The sequence below is a fragment of the Polyangium sorediatum genome (assembly GCF_029946465.1).
Lineage (GTDB): Bacteria > Myxococcota_A > Polyangia > Polyangiales > Polyangiaceae > Polyangium > Polyangium fumosum.
The window spans coordinates 20,431-37,943 of record NZ_JARZHI010000028.1 but is presented as its reverse complement, the minus strand read 5'-3'; the positions used below and the strand labels follow the sequence as shown (position 1 = coordinate 37,943).

Here is a 17,513-nt window from a genome sequence, read left to right as displayed (position 1 = left end):
CGCGAGCACGCGCCGCTCGCTCGGGCCCCTCGGCGAAGCGAACGAAGCCGCGCCCGCAAACCTTCCACATCCCCCAGGTTGTGCTAGACGGCTGCGCGGACGAGGAGCCCACCCACCATGCCCATCTACCGGCTCGAGATCGAGAACCGGCCGGCCGTTCCGGACGCGCTCGCCACGAAAACCGCGCAGACGCTCTCGGCCTGGCTCGGCCTCTCTCCGGCGCGCATTCGCACGCGCAAGGTATACCTCTGTGATCTCGACATGTCCGAGGCCGAGGCCCACAAGGTCCTCGCCGCCATCGCCGACCCCGTCATCGAGGTCGCGGCCCTCGGCGCCCTGCCCGACGGCGAGCCCGGGGATCCGCCCGTAATCCTGACCGTTTCTTTTTTGCCCGGCGTGACGGACGCGGTCGGCAAGAGCGTCAAGACCGCATGCGAGGACGCGCTCGGGCGCGCGCTCGCGGGCCAGGTGTACACGGGCACGATGTACCTCGTCTGGGGCCTCGGGCGGACCGACGTCGCGCGCGCCGCGGCCGAGGTCCTGCACAACCCGCTCATCCAGCGCATCCGCATCGACGAGCCGCCGCGCAGGCCCGATCTCGGCGTCCCGCGCGCTGGCGCGACCTCGACGCCGCGGACCGAAATCGTCGCGCTGCGAGGCCTCTCCGACGAGGCGCTCGAACGGCTCTCGCGCGAGCGGCTCCTCGCGCTCTCGGTGCCCGAGATGCACGCGACGCGCGCTCATTTCGAGGCGGAAGGCCGCGAGCCGACAGATGCCGAGCTCGAGTGCATCGCGCAGACGTGGAGCGAGCACTGCAAGCACAAGATCTTCAACGCGCCGATTGATTACACCGATCCGGAGGGCAATACGCGGCGCATCGAGCGGGGCGTCTTCAAGACGTACGTCGTCGCCGCGACCGAGGATGTGCGCAAGGCCCGCGCGTCGTCCGGGATCGACGGGGACGCGGGCGATTTCCTGGTCTCCGTCTTCAGCGACAACGCGGGCGTCGTGCGCTTCACGGACGAATGCCACCTCGTTTACAAGGTCGAGACGCACAACTCGCCCTCGGCGCTCGATCCGTACGGCGGCGCGATGACCGGCATCGTCGGCGTCAACCGCGACAGCTTCGGCTGCGGGCTCGGGGCGGACCTGCTCGCGAACGTGTGGGGGTATTGTTTGGGCAAGCCAAACCATACCGGTACGCTCCCGAAGGGCCTCATGCCCCCGCGGCGCATTCGCGACGGCGTCCACCACGGCGTCATCGACGGCGGCAACCAGTCCGGCATCCCGTACATGCGCGGCTTCGAGCTGTTCGACGACCGGTTCACGGGCAAACCACTCGTCTATTGCGGGACCGTCGCGGCGATGCCCGTCACGACGGCCGGAAGGCCCACGCACGAAAAATTCACGGCGCCCGGGGACCGGATCGTCATGATCGGCGGGCGCGTGGGCAAAGACGGCATTCATGGGGCCACGTTCTCCAGCGTCGAGCTCAATGAGAGCTCGCCCGTGCAGGCGGTGCAAATCGGCGACCCGATCACGCAAAAGATGATGTTCGACATGCTCGCCGAGGCGCGGGATCGGGGCCTCTACAGCGGCATCACGGACAACGGCGCCGGCGGGCTGTCGAGCAGCGTCGGCGAGATGGCCGAGGCCTCCGGCGGCGCAGAGATCGACCTCGCCCGCGTGCCGCTCAAATACCCGGGCCTCGCCCCCTGGGAGATCCTCGTCAGCGAAGCGCAGGAGCGAATGACGGTCGCCGTGCCTCCGGACAAACTGGAGGCGTTTTTCGCGCTGGCCGCGCGGCGCGAGGTGGAGGCCACCGAGATCGGCACGTTCACGAATTCGGGGAGGCTCGTCGTGCGGTACGGCGAGGAGAAGGCCTGTGATCTCCCACTCGCATTCCTGCACGGCGGGCTGCCGAAGGTCGTACGCACGGCGCGCTGGAGCCCGCCCGCGCGGGCCTTCGCGACCGCCGTGGAGCGGGACAAGGCGCTCGCCGCGCGGCCGATCGGAAATCTCGTGGTATCGATGCTCGCGCAGCCGAACATCCGCAGCGGCGACCGGTACGCACGCCATTACGATCACGAGGTGAAGGGGCTCGCGGTCGTCAAGCCGTTCGTGGGCGTTTCTCGGGACGTACCGGCCACGGCCACGGTCATGCGCGTGCGGCACGGGCGCGACGAGGGCGTGGTGCTCGGCGAGGGAATCCACCCGCATTATAGCGACCTCGACGCGCACGCGATGGCCCTCGCCTGCGCGGACGAGGGCGTGCGGCGTATCCTCTGCGCCGGCGCGCGGATCGATCGCATGGCCGCGCTCGACAATTTCTGCTGGCCCGACCCCATCAAGAGCGCGACGACGCCCGACGGCGAGCACAAGCTCGCGCAGCTCGTGCGCGCGTGCGAGGGCCTGTACGAGGCGTGCGTGGCGTACGGATTGCCGCTCATCTCGGGCAAGGACTCGATGAAAAACGACGCCACGATGGGCGGCGTGAAGATCTCGGTGCCGCCGACCTTGCTCGTCAGCGTCATCGGGCAAATGAAAGATGTCCGGCGCGCGCTCACGCTTTCGCCGCGCGCCCCGGGTGATGTCGTGTATCTGCTCGGCGAGACCGAGAACATGTGCGGTGAGAGCGAGCTTTCGCGGCTGCTCGGGCTCTCGCTCGAAGGTGTCCCGCGGACGGACCCGAAGCGCTTTGCGGCCCTATATCACGCATTCGCCGCGGTGCACGAGGCGGGCCTCGTCCGATCGGCGCACGTGCTCTCGCGCGGCGGGCTCGCAGTCGCGCTCTCGCACCTGGTCATGGCGAGCGAGCTTGGTTTGTCGATCTCGCTCGATGCCGTGGGCCAGGGGCTCGCCCCGGCGATCGCGCTGTTCAGCGAATCGACGGGGCGCATCTTGCTCACCGCCCGGGCCGAGGACGCCGCCGCGCTCGAAGCGCGCCTCGCGCCGCACGCGCTCGTCCGGCTCGGCGCGGTCGAGCCAGGCGTATCGGGCCGGGGGTATGTACGTATTCGTCATGGAGGACAAACGCTCACCGAGCTCGGCTCGGACGCGCTCCGCCGCGCTTTCCAGGAGGAATCCCATGCCGTCTGAAGTCACGACCAGGCCCGCGCCGAAAGAGGCGCGCGACGTGCGTGTCCTCGTGCTCACGGGCTACGGGCTGAACTGCGAGGCCGAGACGGCCGCCGGGTTTTCCCGCGCGGGCGCGACGGTCGAGCTCGTGCACCTGAGCGAGATCCTCGATCGCGGCGCGCGGGCCGACGCGCTCGCGGGGTATCACATCCTCGCGTTCATCGGCGGGTTTTCCTTCGGCGATCACATCCAGAGCGGGCGCGTGTTCGCCAATCGCCTGCGCTTCCGGCTCGGCGAGGCGCTCTGCCGGTTCGTGGACGACGGGGGGCTCGCGCTCGGGGTCTGCAATGGATTCCAGACGCTGGTTTGTCTCGGGCTGCTCCCGGGCGTGAGCCGCGCGCGCGGCACGCCGCTCGCCGCGCAACAAGCGGCGCTCGTGCACAACGACCGGCTCGGGTATTTCGATACCTGGGTGAAGCTCGCCGTGGACACCGAGAGCCCCTGCGTGTGGACGCGCGGCATCGGCCCCACGATCGAGATGCCGAGCCGCCACGGCGAGGGCAAGCTGCTCTTCCTCGACGATTCGCTCCGCGACGAGATCCTCGCCTCGCGCCTCGTGCCGGTGCGGTACGCGGACGCGAGCGGGGCGCCGACGGAGGTCTGGCCGGACAACCCCAACGGTTCGCCGGGCGGCGTCGCGGGGCTCTGTGATCCGACGGGGCGCATCTTTGGGCTCATGCCGCACCCCGACGCGTACCTTTACCCTGAAAACCATCCCGATTGGATCCGGCAGCACGACGCAGGGGCGCTCCCGGCCGCGGGCCTCGGCCTCCGCATCTTCGAGAATGGGGTGCGGGCCGCGCTCGCAGGGTAGAACTTCCGCGCGACCTCGCCATTCTCCTTTTGCCGGCCCGGGGGCATTCGTGCTCTCATGGCCGGGAGGAGAGATTTCGTATGGCGATGCGGCGTGTCCGTGGGCTGTTCTTCGCGGTCGGTTTGTCGGCCCTCGTTTCCTGCGGCGGCGCGGCCGTGCAGACGCCGCCCGAGACCGGCGGCGGGGCGACGTCGGACGTCGCGGTCGTCGCGCCGCCCGCGCCCACCACCACCGCCCCGGCGCCGGCCAAGGCCGCGGCGCTCGACCCGCCGCAGAAGGTCGACTCGCTCCTCCGCCTCGTGCCACGCGACGCCGTGCTCGTGGCCAACGTTCCGCCGCCTGAGAAGGCGCTCGCCGCGATGGATCCGGCCCTCCGGGCGGGGCTCCTGTCCGAGCTTGCGGGCGGTCTCTCGGGCAAGCTCGGGCTCGCCCCGGCGCTCGTCGCGGATCTCGTCAAATCATTCGAGGGCGCCGTCGTGTTCGCGGGTCCGGCGACGCCCGACGGTCCGCCCGAGCCGATGGACAGGTTTTGTTATGCAGCCCGAATGAACGACAGAGCGCTCGTGACGAAGGCGCTCGACGCGCTCGGGGCCGAGAAAATGGAGCGGGGTATCTTCGTCGTCCGTTCGCCGAAAGGCCTCGAAGTCATGCACGGAGCGTGGATCGAAGGGTCACGCGCGCTCGTCGGGTGCCTGCGTAAAGAGAACCTCCGTGATGCGTTCGAGGTCGGTCATGGGCGCGCGCCCTCGGTCGAAGGATCGGCGCTGCTCGTCAAGGAGCGCGCGGGGGATCCGTTCGTCGCGGTCGATTTGCATGGAATGGGGGCCGGCACGAAATCGCCGCCCGAGCCGGGCTCGCGTCTCTTCGTCGCGCTCGTGGGACAACCGCAGGGGCTCGGGCTCGACCTGCGATTCTCGGGGTATGGGCCCGATTTCCCGGCGCTCGGCTCGGTGCTCGACGCGGCGCCGCAGGTGCTCATGCCGAAGCTGCCGGAAGGCGCGCTTGCTGCCATCGGTTTGTCGACGGAGCGTTCGTCCGGCAAAACTGTGACGGACGTTCTGGAGGTGGTGCTCGGGCGCTCGATATCGCATGATGGCGCGCAGCGCTTGTTGAAGCGGGAGCTCGGTGACCTCGGGATCGAGCTCGCGGACTTCGAAAAGGCGCTCGGCGGTGAGGTCGTGGTCGGATTGTACCGGGATCCGAAGCAGCCGTTTTCGTTCGACGACGCGAGCGACGATCCTGCAAAGGACATGGCGGCGCTCGTGGTGCTCTCGATCAAGGACGCGTACGCGCAAAAAACGATTTTTTCTACCGCCCAGGCAAACACAAAGGGGAACAAGAAGATCACGGCCAAAGGGGATTCGTTCACGCGGGATTCGGCCGGCGGCACTGTCGTCCACATCGAATCGCGGCCGGGGTTCGTCGTCCTCGGGCTCGGCAACAAGAAGGTGGCGCTCGACGCCGTGCGCCGGTTCGGGAAGGACCCGAATACATTGGCCACGAATCCAGCATTCCTCACGGCGCGCGCGAAGGAGAAGGCCGCGTCGCATATGCTGCTTTTCTTCGATCCGGCGCTCGCCCGGCTGATCTCCGATCCGACCTCGGGCGCGAAGCCAGGCACGCGGGTCGGGGGCGGATCGATGCTCTCGCTCGTGCTTTTCCCGAGCGATCGAGGGCTCGAGCTCGCTGCGACCGGGGACGGCGCCGCGGAGCTTCTGGGGATCGGCGCGGCGCTCGCGGTGAACGGCGTCCGGCGGTATACGGCGAGCGCGAAAGCGGTGGAGGCCAGGAGCACGGTGAGCATGCTGGCGCGCGCGGCCGTGGCCGCGTACGAGCGCGAACAGGCCGACGCAAAGCCGGGGACACACAGGTTGTGCAAATCGGCGACGCCGGTGCCGAGCGTCGTGCCCCGGGACACGACATATCTGCCCTCGGGGAAACCGGGGCAGGATTTCGAGCAGGGCGATACAACCTCGGGCTGGCGTTGCCTCCAGGTCTCGCTCGTGCAGCCGATCCGGTACCAGTACGAATACCGTGCGGGTGGGAACTACAAAGGGCCGAAGCGCGGCGGGCCCGATCCGGGCAAGGACGGGTTCGAAGTCTCGGCCGAGGGCGATCTCGACGGCGACGGCAAGACGAGCCTGTTCACCATGACTGGAAAGATTCAAAATGGGACGGTCGTCCTGTCCACACAGATGTTCCTATCGGATCAGCTCGAATGACGTGATTTTCGGCTTTACGCCGCGCGTCATCGTTGCTCGGGACAGACACGGCGCGCCAAGGCGTCACTCGCGCTTGCGCTCGGCGCCCAATCAACGTACGCCTCCATATTCGTATCCTTGCCTCGGCATCGCGTCCCGAAGGCTCCCACGCTCCCACCCCGGAAACGAAGAAGGGTTCAAGCCATGAGACGTCTGCTTTGTCTGCTGATGTTCGCGCCCGTGCTTTCTGCCTCCGCCATGCTCTCCGGCTGCGGCAGCGATGAAGGCTCCGGCGAGGGGGACGCCACGCTGATTCCCGGTGAAGCGGCCGGTAGCCCGACCGCTGGTATGCACCCTTATCAGCCCCATTTCGACGCCGCCGCGAAGGAGTTCTCCGTCCCGGCCTCGCTCCTCGTGGCGATCGGATACGCCGAGACGCAGCTCTATCATGTGCCCGGTGATACCTCCGAATTCGACGGTGTCCCGGCTGCGTATGGCGTGATGGCTCTGCGCGGCGATGCGCTCGCGAAAGGCGCGTCGCTCGTGGGCTTGAGCGAGGAGGAAGTCCAATCGGAGCCCGAGGCCAACATCCGCGCGGCGGCGGCGCTGCTCGACGCGCACGCGGAGGAGATGGGCCTCGACCGCGCGGACATCGGCGCGTGGGCGCCCGCAGTGGCGGCGTACTTCAACCATCCGAGCCTCGACGCGCAGGCGCATTTCGTCCATGACGAGGTCTACCGCCACCTGCGTGAGGGCATCGCGGCGCCCGAGGACAGCGGGATCGATGAGATCCTGGCGGCGAACCCGGAGGCCACGCCGAAGTTCCCGAAGCCCCAGTTCGTGGGCAAGGGCGGGCCCGCAAACGCCGTGTATTCCGGCTCCATCTGGCGTCCGGCACCGTCGTCGAACTACACGTCGGGCCGCGGTGGGAAAAAGGCCGAGCTGCTCGTCATCCACACCTGCGCCGGCACGTACGCGGGATGCTGGGGCTGGCTGACGACGCCATACCCGACGAACCCCAACAAGACGAGCGCGCATTACGTCGTCAACGAGAGCGGCAGCGAGGTTTCGGCGCTCGTCGACGAGGTGAACACGGCGCACCACGTCGGCGCGTCGTGGAATGGCCTGCCCACGAACCCGCGCTCGGTCGGCATCGAGCACGGCGGGTATCCGTACACCAGCGCGAACCCGTGGAAAGAGGGGCAGATCGCGGCCTCCGCCAAGCTCTCCTGCGATATCGTGAAGCGGCAGAACATCATCCGCGACCGGCAGCACATCATCGGCCATTACCAGCCCGATCCGGTGAACCGCGCGAACGACCCGGGCACCGGTTTCCCCTGGGCCGATTACATGAACCGCATCAACACCTGCGTCGATGGCGGCGGCGGCGGCGGCAGCACGACCATCACGGTCGACAGCAACAACGCGAACAACAACAGCGCGGTGGCCCGCATCGTGGCGCCCTCGGCGAACTGGACATCGTCCACGAACGTGTCCGGGTATTACGGTACGGGGTATTATGCCGCGCCCACGGCGGCGATCTCCGACGGCGCGACGTTCGAGTTCTACCTGGCCGCGGCGGGCTCGAAGCAGGTCTACGCGTGGTGGACCTCGGCCTCCGACCGGTCGACGACGACGCCCTTCGTGATGTTCAACGCGAGCGGCACGAACCTCGGCTCGGTGAGCAAGAACCAGCAGACGGGCGGCGGCGCATGGCAGCTCCTCGGCACGTACAACTTCACGGCCGGCTGGAACAAGGTCGTCGTCTCGCGCTGGACGACAACCGGCTATCAAGTCATCGCCGACGCCGTGCAGATCCGCTGAACCCCTCTCCAAGGCCCGCGGCGTCACGCGCGCCGCGGGCCCTTTCCAATACGCATGCAGCATCATTCCCTGCCCCGCCTCTCCCGCCTCGCGCCCGCCCTCCTCGTCCTCCTCGCGGCGACGTCCTGCTCGAAAAAAGAAAAAGAACCGGACAATGCATTGCCGTCGCGCTCTGCAATGCCGGGGACCAGCACGAGCGCTGGATCGATAGAGGAAAAACCACCTGTCCCGACAACCGGCAACAAATCGGATGTCGAGACAAACAAAGACAAACCATTGCCGTCGGAATCGGCGAAAAAGGTGGAGGGAGGACCGGAGAAGGCGACGGGAGACGAAATACGCCCCGAAGAGCGGCAAAAAATCGCGGGGAAGATCGCGTTCATCTCGGAGCGCGATGGAAACCGCGAGATCTACGTGATCGGAGCGGATGGCAAAGGGGAAGAGCGGCTCACGAAGAGCCCACACGCCGATTACAATGGCCCCGCCTCGCCGGACGGCCGCGCGTTGCTCGTGATCCGCGTCGAACGCGAGGAAGGCCCCCAACAACTCCTGCTCCAACCCCTCGACGGAAGCCCCCCAAAACCCCTCGGACCCCTGGCAGGGCGCGTACGTCATCCCACATTTTCGCCGGACGGGCGATTCGTCGTCTACGAGACGAACGGCGGGAAGGTGGACCCGGCCCATTTTTCCGATCTCTACCGGGTGGGCAGCGACGGCAGCGGCTTCAAGCGCATCACGAAGAACGACGAAGGAAACTTCGAGCCCGCGTTCTCGCCGAAAGGTGATGCGATCGTCTTCCTTTCCAGCCGCGACCGCGTGGCCGAGCTCTATCGCATGCGGCCGGACGGGAAGGATCCCGTCCGCCTGACGAACACAGACCGCGACGAATGGGGCGCGCGGTACTCGCCCGACGGCAAGGTGCTGGTGTTCGTGAGCGATCGCGAAGGCGCAGATCGCGTATGGCTGATGCCCTCGTCCGGGGGCGAGGCGCGCCGCCTGACGCAAATGCGGCCTGCGCCGCGGATCGTCGAGGACAAGCCGACCTGGTCCCCGACGGGGAAACAAATCGCCTACATGCTGAGCGTTCCCGAAGAGCCGTCACGCGTGGGAATCGTCGCCATGGAGGACGGGAAAGAGACGTTCGTGCGCGGTCCCGGAGGGGCGGGGCAAGTCGGTGAGCCCGCGTGGTCGCCCGACGGGCGCTACCTGGCCGTGACGGTGACCCGCGGGCCCGACCAGCAGATCTGGATCGTGCGGGCCGATGGGACCGGAATGACGAAGCTGACGAGCTCTTCGGGCGGGAACTGGAATCCGATCTGGATACCGCCGAGCAAGGGAAAGGGCGGCAAATAGCACGGCGAGCGGTCTGAACCGCTAAACGGGTGGTGCCCGACCTCTGCAATGGCAAGATCCTCGGGCGCGCGCTCCGCATCCGCGAGCGCCGCCCGGGGGAATGGCGAATGAAACGGAAAACGGGCCACTGGGAGCAACGACATTTCCAGGCGCTCGGGACGACCGGCGTCCTGATTGCGGTCGTATTCGTCGCGTGCCAGGGCGACGGCGAGGGTCCGGACCGGACCCCGGCGACGGCCAAAGCCCTCGGCGGGCGGCCGCTTTCGAGCGTCGTCGGATTCACGTTCGCGGACGACCTCGACACGGGCGCTGCGGATCTCGGGCGCTACGTCCGGGCGCGCGTGGATCAGGTTGCGCGAGGGACGCTGCCAAAGGGCGTGGCGTTCCCGCTTCCGAATACGTCGACGGAGAGCGTGCAGGCGATCGCAGGGCTCTCGCCGAACGTGGTGGTGTCGTGGCTCGATCCGCTGACGTTCGATCGGAGCCCCACGGCGCCGCGGTTCGGGACGAACAACGATTACATCGCGTTTTTCGGAGATCGGTGGAGCGACGTGCCCGGCGATCCGCCGCAATGGCACGGCAGCGGCACGTCGGCGTGGATGTGGGTGAACCACGAGTCGATTCCGAATGAGGCTCCTACGTCGACGACGGCGCCGACGGGCCAGCACCTCACGCTCGCGAAGGATCTCGCGGCGGAGAACGTGCTGACGAACGACGTGACGTCGAATCGGTGGGCTCCCGCGGATCTCGCGACGTACTTGCGGGAGGCCAAGCGCCAGGTCGGCGGCTCGTGGTTTCACGTGGTGCAGGATCCGGAAGGGACATGGCGCGTCGATCGCGGCGCCGGGGCCGTTCGATACGACGCGACGAGCAAGACGCTCGCGCGCCTCACGGGGATCATGCCGCTCGAAGTCGATCACGACGACGAGGGGCACGCGCTCCCGCCCGGCGTCGTGAGCGGCATCATGGCCGATTGCTCGGGCGGTCAGACGCCGTGGGGCACGGTGATCACCGCCGAGGAAAACGTGCAGGACTTCCATGGGGACATGGAGGTGTTCTGGACGAGCGAGCAAAAACTCGTCCGCGGCGCAGGCGCGGATCCGGGCGGGCCGATCACGTTCGACACGACGCCGAGTCCAGCGAGCTTGTTCGGGATGTCGCCGGATGTGAAATCGCGCCACGCGAAGGATCTGTACGGCTATCTCGTGGAGATCGATCCGGGCAAGGCGCCGGGCGAGTATGACGGGAAAAACGCGGTGGGCGTGGGCCACAAGAAGCTCGGCGCGGTGGGCCGCGCGCGGTGGGAGAACACGTCGTTCGTGGTCGACGCGGACTGGAAGCTCCTGCCAAACGAACCCATCGTCCTCTATGCGGGGGACGATCGGCGGAGCGGCCGCCTGTACAAGTTCGTCTCGAAACACGTCTACGAGCCGGGAATGACGCGCGCCGAGACGCGCGCATTGCTCGACGAGGGGAAGGTCTACGCCGCGCATTTTGCCGGACTCGACAACACGACGGGCGTGACGATGCTCGCGACGGGCGAGGCGCCGACGGAGGCGCAGCCGGGGATCGGGCAATGGATCGAGCTCGGCACGGCGAGCACGGCGATCGCCCCGAACGCGGCCGCGCTCGGCGAGCCGGGCAAGACCGTGGGCGAGGCGCTCTCCGACATGGACTACAACGGGCTCGGCGGCTTCGCGAGCGACGACGACGTGCGGCGCGCGCTGTTCACGGCGAGCGCGAAGGTCGGGATCATGGAGCTGAACCGGCCCGAGGACGTCGAGTACAACCCGCGGGATCCGAGCGGGACGCCGAGGATCTACGTGTCGTTCACGAACCACGGGCACAAGACGCAGCTCGATCAGGCGGGCAAGCTGATCGATCCGGCGGTGCACGAGCAGGCCTCGGTGAAGCGCCCCGACATGGTCGGCAACATGTTCGCATTGCAGGAGGCGAACGCGAAGCGCCCCGGGGCGTCGACGACATTCGTGTTCTTCCGCGTCTGGGCCGGCACGAATGCGACAGGGCCGTACGATGCGTCGAACCCCGACAACATCCTGATCGATCACGAGGGAGGCGTGTGGTTCGGCACGGATGGGAATTTCGCGACGAACCAGCGCGCCGATGCGGTGTACTTCCTCGACCTCGATCGCGCGCACGCTGCAGGCGCGCCGGGCGTCGTGTCGCCGACGTTCGGCAAGGCATTCCGCATCGTGGCAATGCCGAGCGACGCGGAGGCCACGGGGCCGGCGCTCGCCGCGGACATGCGCACGCTCTTCGTGAGTGTGCAGCACCCGGGCGAACACGTGCAGAGCGTATGGCCCCACGGGGCGCGGTGAACGCGCGCCTGCCCTCGTTCGTGCTCGCGTGCGGGCTCCTCGTGGGCCTCGGGGCGGCCTCGTGCGGGCGGCGCGAGGAAAGGGCAGCCGAGGGGCTCTACGACCCGCTCGCGCGCGCCCGCGAGGCCGCTGGGCGGGTGAACAACCCCGAGGCCTCGGTGCCGCCGCTCTGTTACACGAAGACCGGCGGGACCTCGAACCCGTGCTGGGTCTGCCACACGAGCGCGCACGGCACGAATGTGCGCGCGGACGCGCATTTGCAGGAGGAATACGCGTTCTCGGACGCGGCGCGCGAGAACCACTACACGAACCTGTTCGTCGATCGGAGCGCGGAGATCGCGCAGATGTCGGACGAGGAGATCCTCCGCTACGTGCGCGAGGACAACTACGCGCCGCTGCAGCGCGCGCTCACGAGCGCACGCGGGTACGAAGGATACGTGCCGGATCTCGATCTCGATCGCGGCTTCGACGACGAGGGGTTTGCGCGCGATGGGAGTGGCTTTCGCGCCGTTCGGTTCAAGCCGTTTCCCGGTACGTTCTGGCCCACGAATGGGAGCACGGACGATGTGTTCATCCGCTTGCCCGAGGTGTTTCGCGCGGACGAACACGGAAAACCGTCACGCGCGATCTACGCGCTGAACCTGTCGCTGCTCGAAGCCGCGATCACGACGGATCCCGACGCGAAGGAGGATCGGATCGACCGCACGATCGAGCCGGTCGACGAGCGGCTGCTCGGGGAGGATCTCGACGACGATGGAGCGCTCTCCGCGGGCGTGACGCGCGTGCGGCGCTTGCCACGCACCTACGCCGGCGCCGCGTCGAGCGAGCCGCTCGAACGAGGGATCTATCCGCGGGGCGTGGAGTTTTTGCATTCGGTCCACTACCTGGATCCGGACGCGCCCGGATACGTCGCGCGGCGCATGAAGGAGCTTCGATATTCACGCAAGGTGCTGAAGCTCGATCGATGGGCGCTCCTCCGCGCCTACGAAAAAGAGCAGGACGAAAAGGACGAGGGGCTCCTGCCCGTGTACACGGGGTCGGCGACGAGCGGGCTGCGCAATGCGTTCGGCTGGCAATTGCAGGGGTTCATCGAGGACGCCGAGGGGCGGCTGCGGCTGTCGACGGACGAGGAGCATCGGTTCTGCATGGGCTGCCATTCGGGCCTCGGCGTGACGGTCGATCAGACGTTTGCCCTCGCGCGCAAGGTGCCGGGAAGGGAAGGCTGGCGGGTGCAAGACCTCCGCGGCATGCCCGACGTCCCCGAGCTCGGGCACGCGGATCCTGAAGTGCTCACGTATCTGCGTCGTGTGGGCGGAGGCGACGAGCTACGCGCGAACGACGAGATGCTCGCGCGCTTTTTCCCCGGCGGAATCCTCGCGGAATCCGAGCTGCGACGTGCAGCGCCCGGCGGCGATCGGGACCTCGCGTTCCTGCTCCTGCCGTCGCGCGAGCGCGCGCTCGCGCTCGACAAGGCGTATCGGGCGATCGTTCGAGGTCAACGCTTCGATCTCGGCCGCGACGCGCTGCTTCGACCCGCAGTGAACGTGCACCGGGCGATCGAGAACGGGTCGACGGACCTCGGCAAGGCAAATCGGGTCTACACCGACGGGCGGCTGCGGCTCGATTGGTGATGGTGCTACACTCGGGGACGTCATGTCCCACGAGCGCACGAGCCTGACGGCCAAGAAGATTGCACGATTCATGGTCCTGATCGACGCCGTGCCCCGATTCGCCGGCCTCTTGCCGGCAGATGCGGCGACCACGGCGGAGGCCATCCTGCGCGCGTCCGGGGCCGTCGCGCAGCGGCACATCGACATGATGCGCGCGCCGTGGACACAACGATTCTACGAGATCGCGGAGGCATGGACGGCCCGCGGTCAGCTTGTCTGGTTCGGGCTGCGAAAGCGGTGGATGGCAGATGCCGTGGAGGAGGCGATCGCAGCGGGAGCGACGCAGCTTCTGGTCGTGGGCGCAGGGTTCGATCCGCTGGCCGCGATCATCGCGCGGCGTCATCCGGAGGTGACGTGCGTGGAGATCGACGCGCCGGCGACGGCAGCGCCGAAACGCGAAGGGGTGCGGGGCGCGGGGTTTGCACGGACGAACCTGCACCTGTGCGCAGCGGATCTGTCGAAGCGATCCCTCGGCGAGGTCTTGCGCGAGACGCCGTGGCGGAGCGACGCGCAAAGCGTGGTCGTGGCCGAGGGGCTGCTCATGTATCTGGACGTGAAGGACGTGAAGGCGTTTTTCCGGGCGATCCACGAGCACACGGGGGCCGGGAGCCGCGTGGCCTTCTCGTACGTGGATGGAGACGACGCCGGGCAGCCGCATCTCGGGACGCTGGATTGGCTGATCCGCACGTCGCTTCGATTGGCCGGGGAGCGAATGCGGTGGGGGATCCCGCCCGAGCGGCTGCGAGCATTCGTGGAGGAAGCGGGGTTTTTCGTGGGCGAGCAGGTGGACGGGGCGGCGTTGCAGAAGGAGGTTCTCGCGCCGCTCGGTTTGCCGGAGGAGCCGGTGGCGGCGTATGAATATCTGGCGATGGTCGAGCGGGCCAAGGCGCGGGAATGAGCGCTACCGCGCCGGCGCCTTCGGGCGGGCGCGGCGGCTCGAACGCCCGATGGCGTGCGCGACGCCTTGCTCCAGGCTGCTCACCGTCTTGATGCCGCGCATGTCGATCCCGATGTCCACGAGCGTCCGCGCAGCCGCGGGGCGCACGCCCGTGAGGACCACCTCCGCGCCGAGCAGCCCCGCCGCCTGCGCCGCCTGCACGAGGCCGAGCGCGACGCCCGTGTCCACCGTGCGAACGCCGGTGATGTCGAGAATCGCGACCTCGGCGCGATGCGCGACGACGCCCTGGAGCAACGCCTCGAGCACGAGCGCCGCCCGGCTTTCGTCGATGGCGCCGACGAGCGGCATGAGCACGACGCCCGGGGCAATCGGCAAGAGCGGCGTCGAGAGCTCGCGCAAGGTCTCGCGTTGCGCGTCGATGAGCCGGTCCTGGAACGTCGCCTGCTCCGCCTCGGCCCGCCGGAGGTCGGTGACGTCGGAGCCAATGGCGCAGACCGCATAAAGCTTGCCCCGCGCGTCGAACAACGGAAACTTGGACCCGAGAAAGATGCGCGGGCCGATCTTCGTGGGAATCTCCACTTCGAGCTGGACCGGCACGCCCCCGTCGAAGACGCGCCGGTCATCCGCGCGATTCCTCGCGACGACGTGGGGCGGAAAGAGATCGGTATCCAATTTTCCGACCGCGGAGCCCGGTTCGAGGCCCAGCCCTTCGTCGAAGCCGCGGTTCGTCAGGGTATAACGTCCCTCGATGTCCTTGACGAAGAGGAAGATGGGCGCATTCGAGATGACCGCATGCAGCATCGCCTCGCTCCGCTCGCGCGCCTCGCGGTCCCGTTTCTGCTCGGTGATGTCGTAGCCGCTGGCCACGACCGCGGTCGGTCGTCCCTCGCCGTCGAGCAAGCGCCCGACGTTCCATTGCAGGATATGAACGGCGCCGTCCCGCGACGCGACCGGGTTCTCGAAGCCGCGCGTCTCCTCGCCCGCGAGCACCTTGCGCATGTCGGCCGCGACCCGAGGCCGCGCCTCGGGCAGCACGAACAGTTCGAGGTAGTTTTTCCCGAGGATCTCGTCCCTCGACCACCCGTAGACGCGCTCGGCCTCGGTGTTCCATTCGAGAATGGTGTCGTCTTCGCCAATGAGCACCACGACGCTCTTGAAGGCGTTTATCAGGCTCCGAAAACGCGCATCGCCATCGCAGCGAACGGCAGCGGTGGCAGACGCGGCGCACCTCGCGAGCGCGTACGCCGCTTCGTCGAAGACGGCGACCAGCCTGTCGAGCGCGTCCGCATGGGTCGCGGGGTCGCCGCCGGAAGCAGACCACGCGCGGAGCACGCGCTGGAAATGGCGGCGGGCCTTGGAAAGGGCGCGGTGCACCTCGTCGGCGGGCGCGCCGCGACGCCCGAGGCCGAGCGCCGCCGCCGAGACGCGCTCGGCGGCCGCATCGTCTCCGAGGAGCGTGTCGATCGTCGCGCCCACGAGGGCCTCGGACCAGGCAGCGACCTCCGCCGTCGTCGCCTTGCCGAGGCACGCGACCTCGGTCGTGGCGTCGCCGGCAATCACCAGCGCCAAATCGCGCGCCTGGCTTTCGAGAAACGCGCGATACGTGGTCGCCCCCTGATCGCTCATGTCGCTCTCCTCTGTCCGCCCATGACGGAGGGATCACGACACCTCACCTCTCCAAGGACGTCAAGCGATTGGACGAACCATCCTGCTGGCGCGACGCCCCTCAGATCTGCGCGTACCCGCCGTCGACGAAGAGCTCGGCGCCGTTGACGAAGCTGCTCGCGTCGGAGGCGAGGAACACAGCGGCCTTGCCGACCTCGTCCGGATCACCGAGCCGGCCGAGGGGAATCGTGCTGGCGAGGCCCTGGAGAAGCGCTTTGGCCTCCTCCTCCGTCGGCGCAAGCGAAGCGAGGCCCGGGGTCTTGATGGGGCCGGGGCTGATCACGTTGACGCGAATGCGGCGCGCCTTGAGGTCGAGGATCCAGCTTCGCGCGAAATTTCGCACGGCCGCTTTCGTCGCGCTGTACACGCTGAACGACTCGGTGCCCATCGTCGACGTGGTCGAGGCGTTCAGGATGATCGAGCCGCCGTCGACGAGGAGGGGCAATGCCTTCTGCACCGTGAAGAGCACGCCCTTCACGTTCGTGTTGAAGGTCTTGTCGTAATGCTCCTCGGTGATCGCGCCGAGCGGGAGGAACTCTCCGCCGCCGGCATTCGCGAAGACGACGTCGATGCGGCCCGCCTGCTCGCGGACGACGGTATACAGTTGGTCGAGATCCGCGAGGTTCGACGAATCGGCGCGGATGCCGACGGCGCTGCTCCCGATCGCCGCGACGGCCGCGTCGAGCTCGGCCTTTCGCCGGCCCGTGATGAAAACGCGCGCGCCTTCCGCGGCGAACCGTTTGGCCGCGGCCAATCCGATGCCCGTGCTCCCGCCCGTGACGACGGCAACTTTTCCTTCGAGTGCACCCATGATCATTCTCCCGCTTCTTTGAGATCCGTTCGGTTTGGTTCGCCGGGCACGCGCTCCGACGTGGTAGGACATGCCGCCGCCGCGGAGGACGTCCGCGTCGACGTTGTTGACCACGTGGTCCAGTATTGGACTTGTGGACCGATCGGTCAAGTACCATAGAGAGAGGTATGGGTCGTCCACGTAAGTTCGAGGTGGAACAGGTGCTCGAAGCCGCGCGGGACCAGTTCTGGGAGAAGGGGTACGCGGCGACGTCGCTCGACGACCTGATGCGGGCGACGGGGCTCGGAAAAGGCAGTCTTTACGCGGCGTTCGGCGACAAGCACCAGCTCTTCCTCGCCGTGCTCGACGCCTACGCCACCTGGCGACTCGACGCCATACGCGCCGCGCTCGGCGGCGACGCGCCCGCGATCGATCGCCTTCGGGGTCTCTTCCGGATGGACCTGCCGACGCCCGAGGCCGCCGCCGTCTGCGAGCGTGGGTGTTTGCTGGTGAACAGCGCCTCGGAGCTCGCATCCCACGACCCCGAGGTGCGAAAGCGGGCGCGGGAGACGTTCGGCGCGCTCGAAGAGCTGCTCGTCGGGCTTGTGGGGGAGGCGCGCGATGCGGGGGATCTGCCGCCGGAGACGGACGCGCGCGAGGTCGGCCGGTTATTGCTCGCAGTCCTGCAAGGGATGGAGTTCCTCGCCAAGACGGGGCTGGAGCGCGAGGCGCTCGGGCGCATCGGCGAGGCGGCCGTGGCGAGGCTGCTCGGCGCCGCCCCCGCGTGCCGTCCGGCGAAGCGGCGGCGGCAGACGTGAGGG

At 68.1% G+C, this 17,513-nt stretch carries 11 protein-coding genes; 9 read left to right on the top strand and 2 right to left on the bottom strand.

Annotation, left to right across the window (positions count from 1 at the left end):
- The first annotated feature begins 117 nt into the window (after positions 1 to 117).
- From QHF89_RS27525 to QHF89_RS27490, 8 genes are all read left to right on the top strand, one after another.
- Positions 118 to 3,099 carry an AIR synthase-related protein gene (locus QHF89_RS27525; protein ID WP_136966631.1) on the top strand — a complete coding sequence of 994 codons (2,982 nt, stop codon included), beginning with the start codon at positions 118 to 120 and terminating at the stop codon, positions 3,097 to 3,099.
- A complete protein-coding gene (locus tag QHF89_RS27520; RefSeq protein ID WP_284721000.1) occupies positions 3,089 to 3,952 on the top strand; it encodes a phosphoribosylformylglycinamidine synthase subunit PurQ in 864 nt (287 codons plus the stop codon). The genes QHF89_RS27525 and QHF89_RS27520 overlap by 11 nt, the downstream gene beginning before the upstream one ends.
- 80 nt (positions 3,953 to 4,032) lie before the next feature.
- Entirely contained in the window at positions 4,033 to 6,174 is a 2,142-nt protein-coding gene (locus QHF89_RS27515) for a hypothetical protein (RefSeq protein ID WP_136966633.1), read from the top strand.
- A gap of 183 nt (positions 6,175 to 6,357) precedes the next feature.
- Entirely contained in the window at positions 6,358 to 7,977 is a 1,620-nt protein-coding gene (locus QHF89_RS27510; RefSeq protein ID WP_284720999.1) for a golvesin C-terminal-like domain-containing protein, read from the top strand.
- 54 nt (positions 7,978 to 8,031) lie between these two features.
- Complete coding sequence (locus tag QHF89_RS27505; RefSeq protein WP_136966634.1) at positions 8,032 to 9,330, top strand: PD40 domain-containing protein; 1,299 nt, start codon at positions 8,032 to 8,034, stop codon at positions 9,328 to 9,330.
- 29 nt (positions 9,331 to 9,359) lie between these two features.
- Positions 9,360 to 11,669: a PhoX family protein gene (locus QHF89_RS27500; protein WP_136966635.1), complete on the top strand. Its 2,310-nt coding sequence runs from the start codon at positions 9,360 to 9,362 to the stop codon at positions 11,667 to 11,669.
- The gene (locus QHF89_RS27495) at positions 11,648 to 13,300 is read left to right on the top strand and encodes a hypothetical protein (protein WP_136966636.1); all 1,653 of its coding nucleotides are present in this window, start codon (positions 11,648 to 11,650) and stop codon (positions 13,298 to 13,300) included. The genes QHF89_RS27500 and QHF89_RS27495 overlap by 22 nt, the downstream gene beginning before the upstream one ends.
- A 22-nt stretch (positions 13,301 to 13,322) precedes the next feature.
- Positions 13,323 to 14,237, top strand: coding sequence for a class I SAM-dependent methyltransferase (locus QHF89_RS27490; RefSeq protein WP_136966637.1), 915 nt, complete (start codon positions 13,323 to 13,325; stop codon positions 14,235 to 14,237).
- Positions 14,238 to 14,240: 3 nt separating this feature from the next.
- Here the strand turns inward: QHF89_RS27490 and QHF89_RS27485 are convergent, their stop codons facing one another.
- Both QHF89_RS27485 and QHF89_RS27480 read right to left on the bottom strand, forming a co-directional pair.
- Positions 14,241 to 15,863: a PAS domain-containing protein gene (locus QHF89_RS27485; RefSeq protein ID WP_136966638.1), complete on the bottom strand. Its 1,623-nt coding sequence runs from the start codon at positions 15,861 to 15,863 to the stop codon at positions 14,241 to 14,243.
- A gap of 100 nt (positions 15,864 to 15,963) precedes the next feature.
- Positions 15,964 to 16,713, bottom strand: a complete 750-nt coding sequence (locus QHF89_RS27480; protein WP_136966639.1) for an SDR family oxidoreductase — start codon at positions 16,711 to 16,713, stop codon at positions 15,964 to 15,966.
- 167 nt (positions 16,714 to 16,880) lie between these two features.
- Here QHF89_RS27480 and QHF89_RS27475 point away from each other — a divergent pair, with 167 nt between their 5' ends.
- Positions 16,881 to 17,510 carry a TetR/AcrR family transcriptional regulator gene (locus QHF89_RS27475; RefSeq protein ID WP_136966640.1) on the top strand — a complete coding sequence of 210 codons (630 nt, stop codon included), beginning with the start codon at positions 16,881 to 16,883 and terminating at the stop codon, positions 17,508 to 17,510.
- Positions 17,511 to 17,513 lie beyond the last annotated feature (3 nt).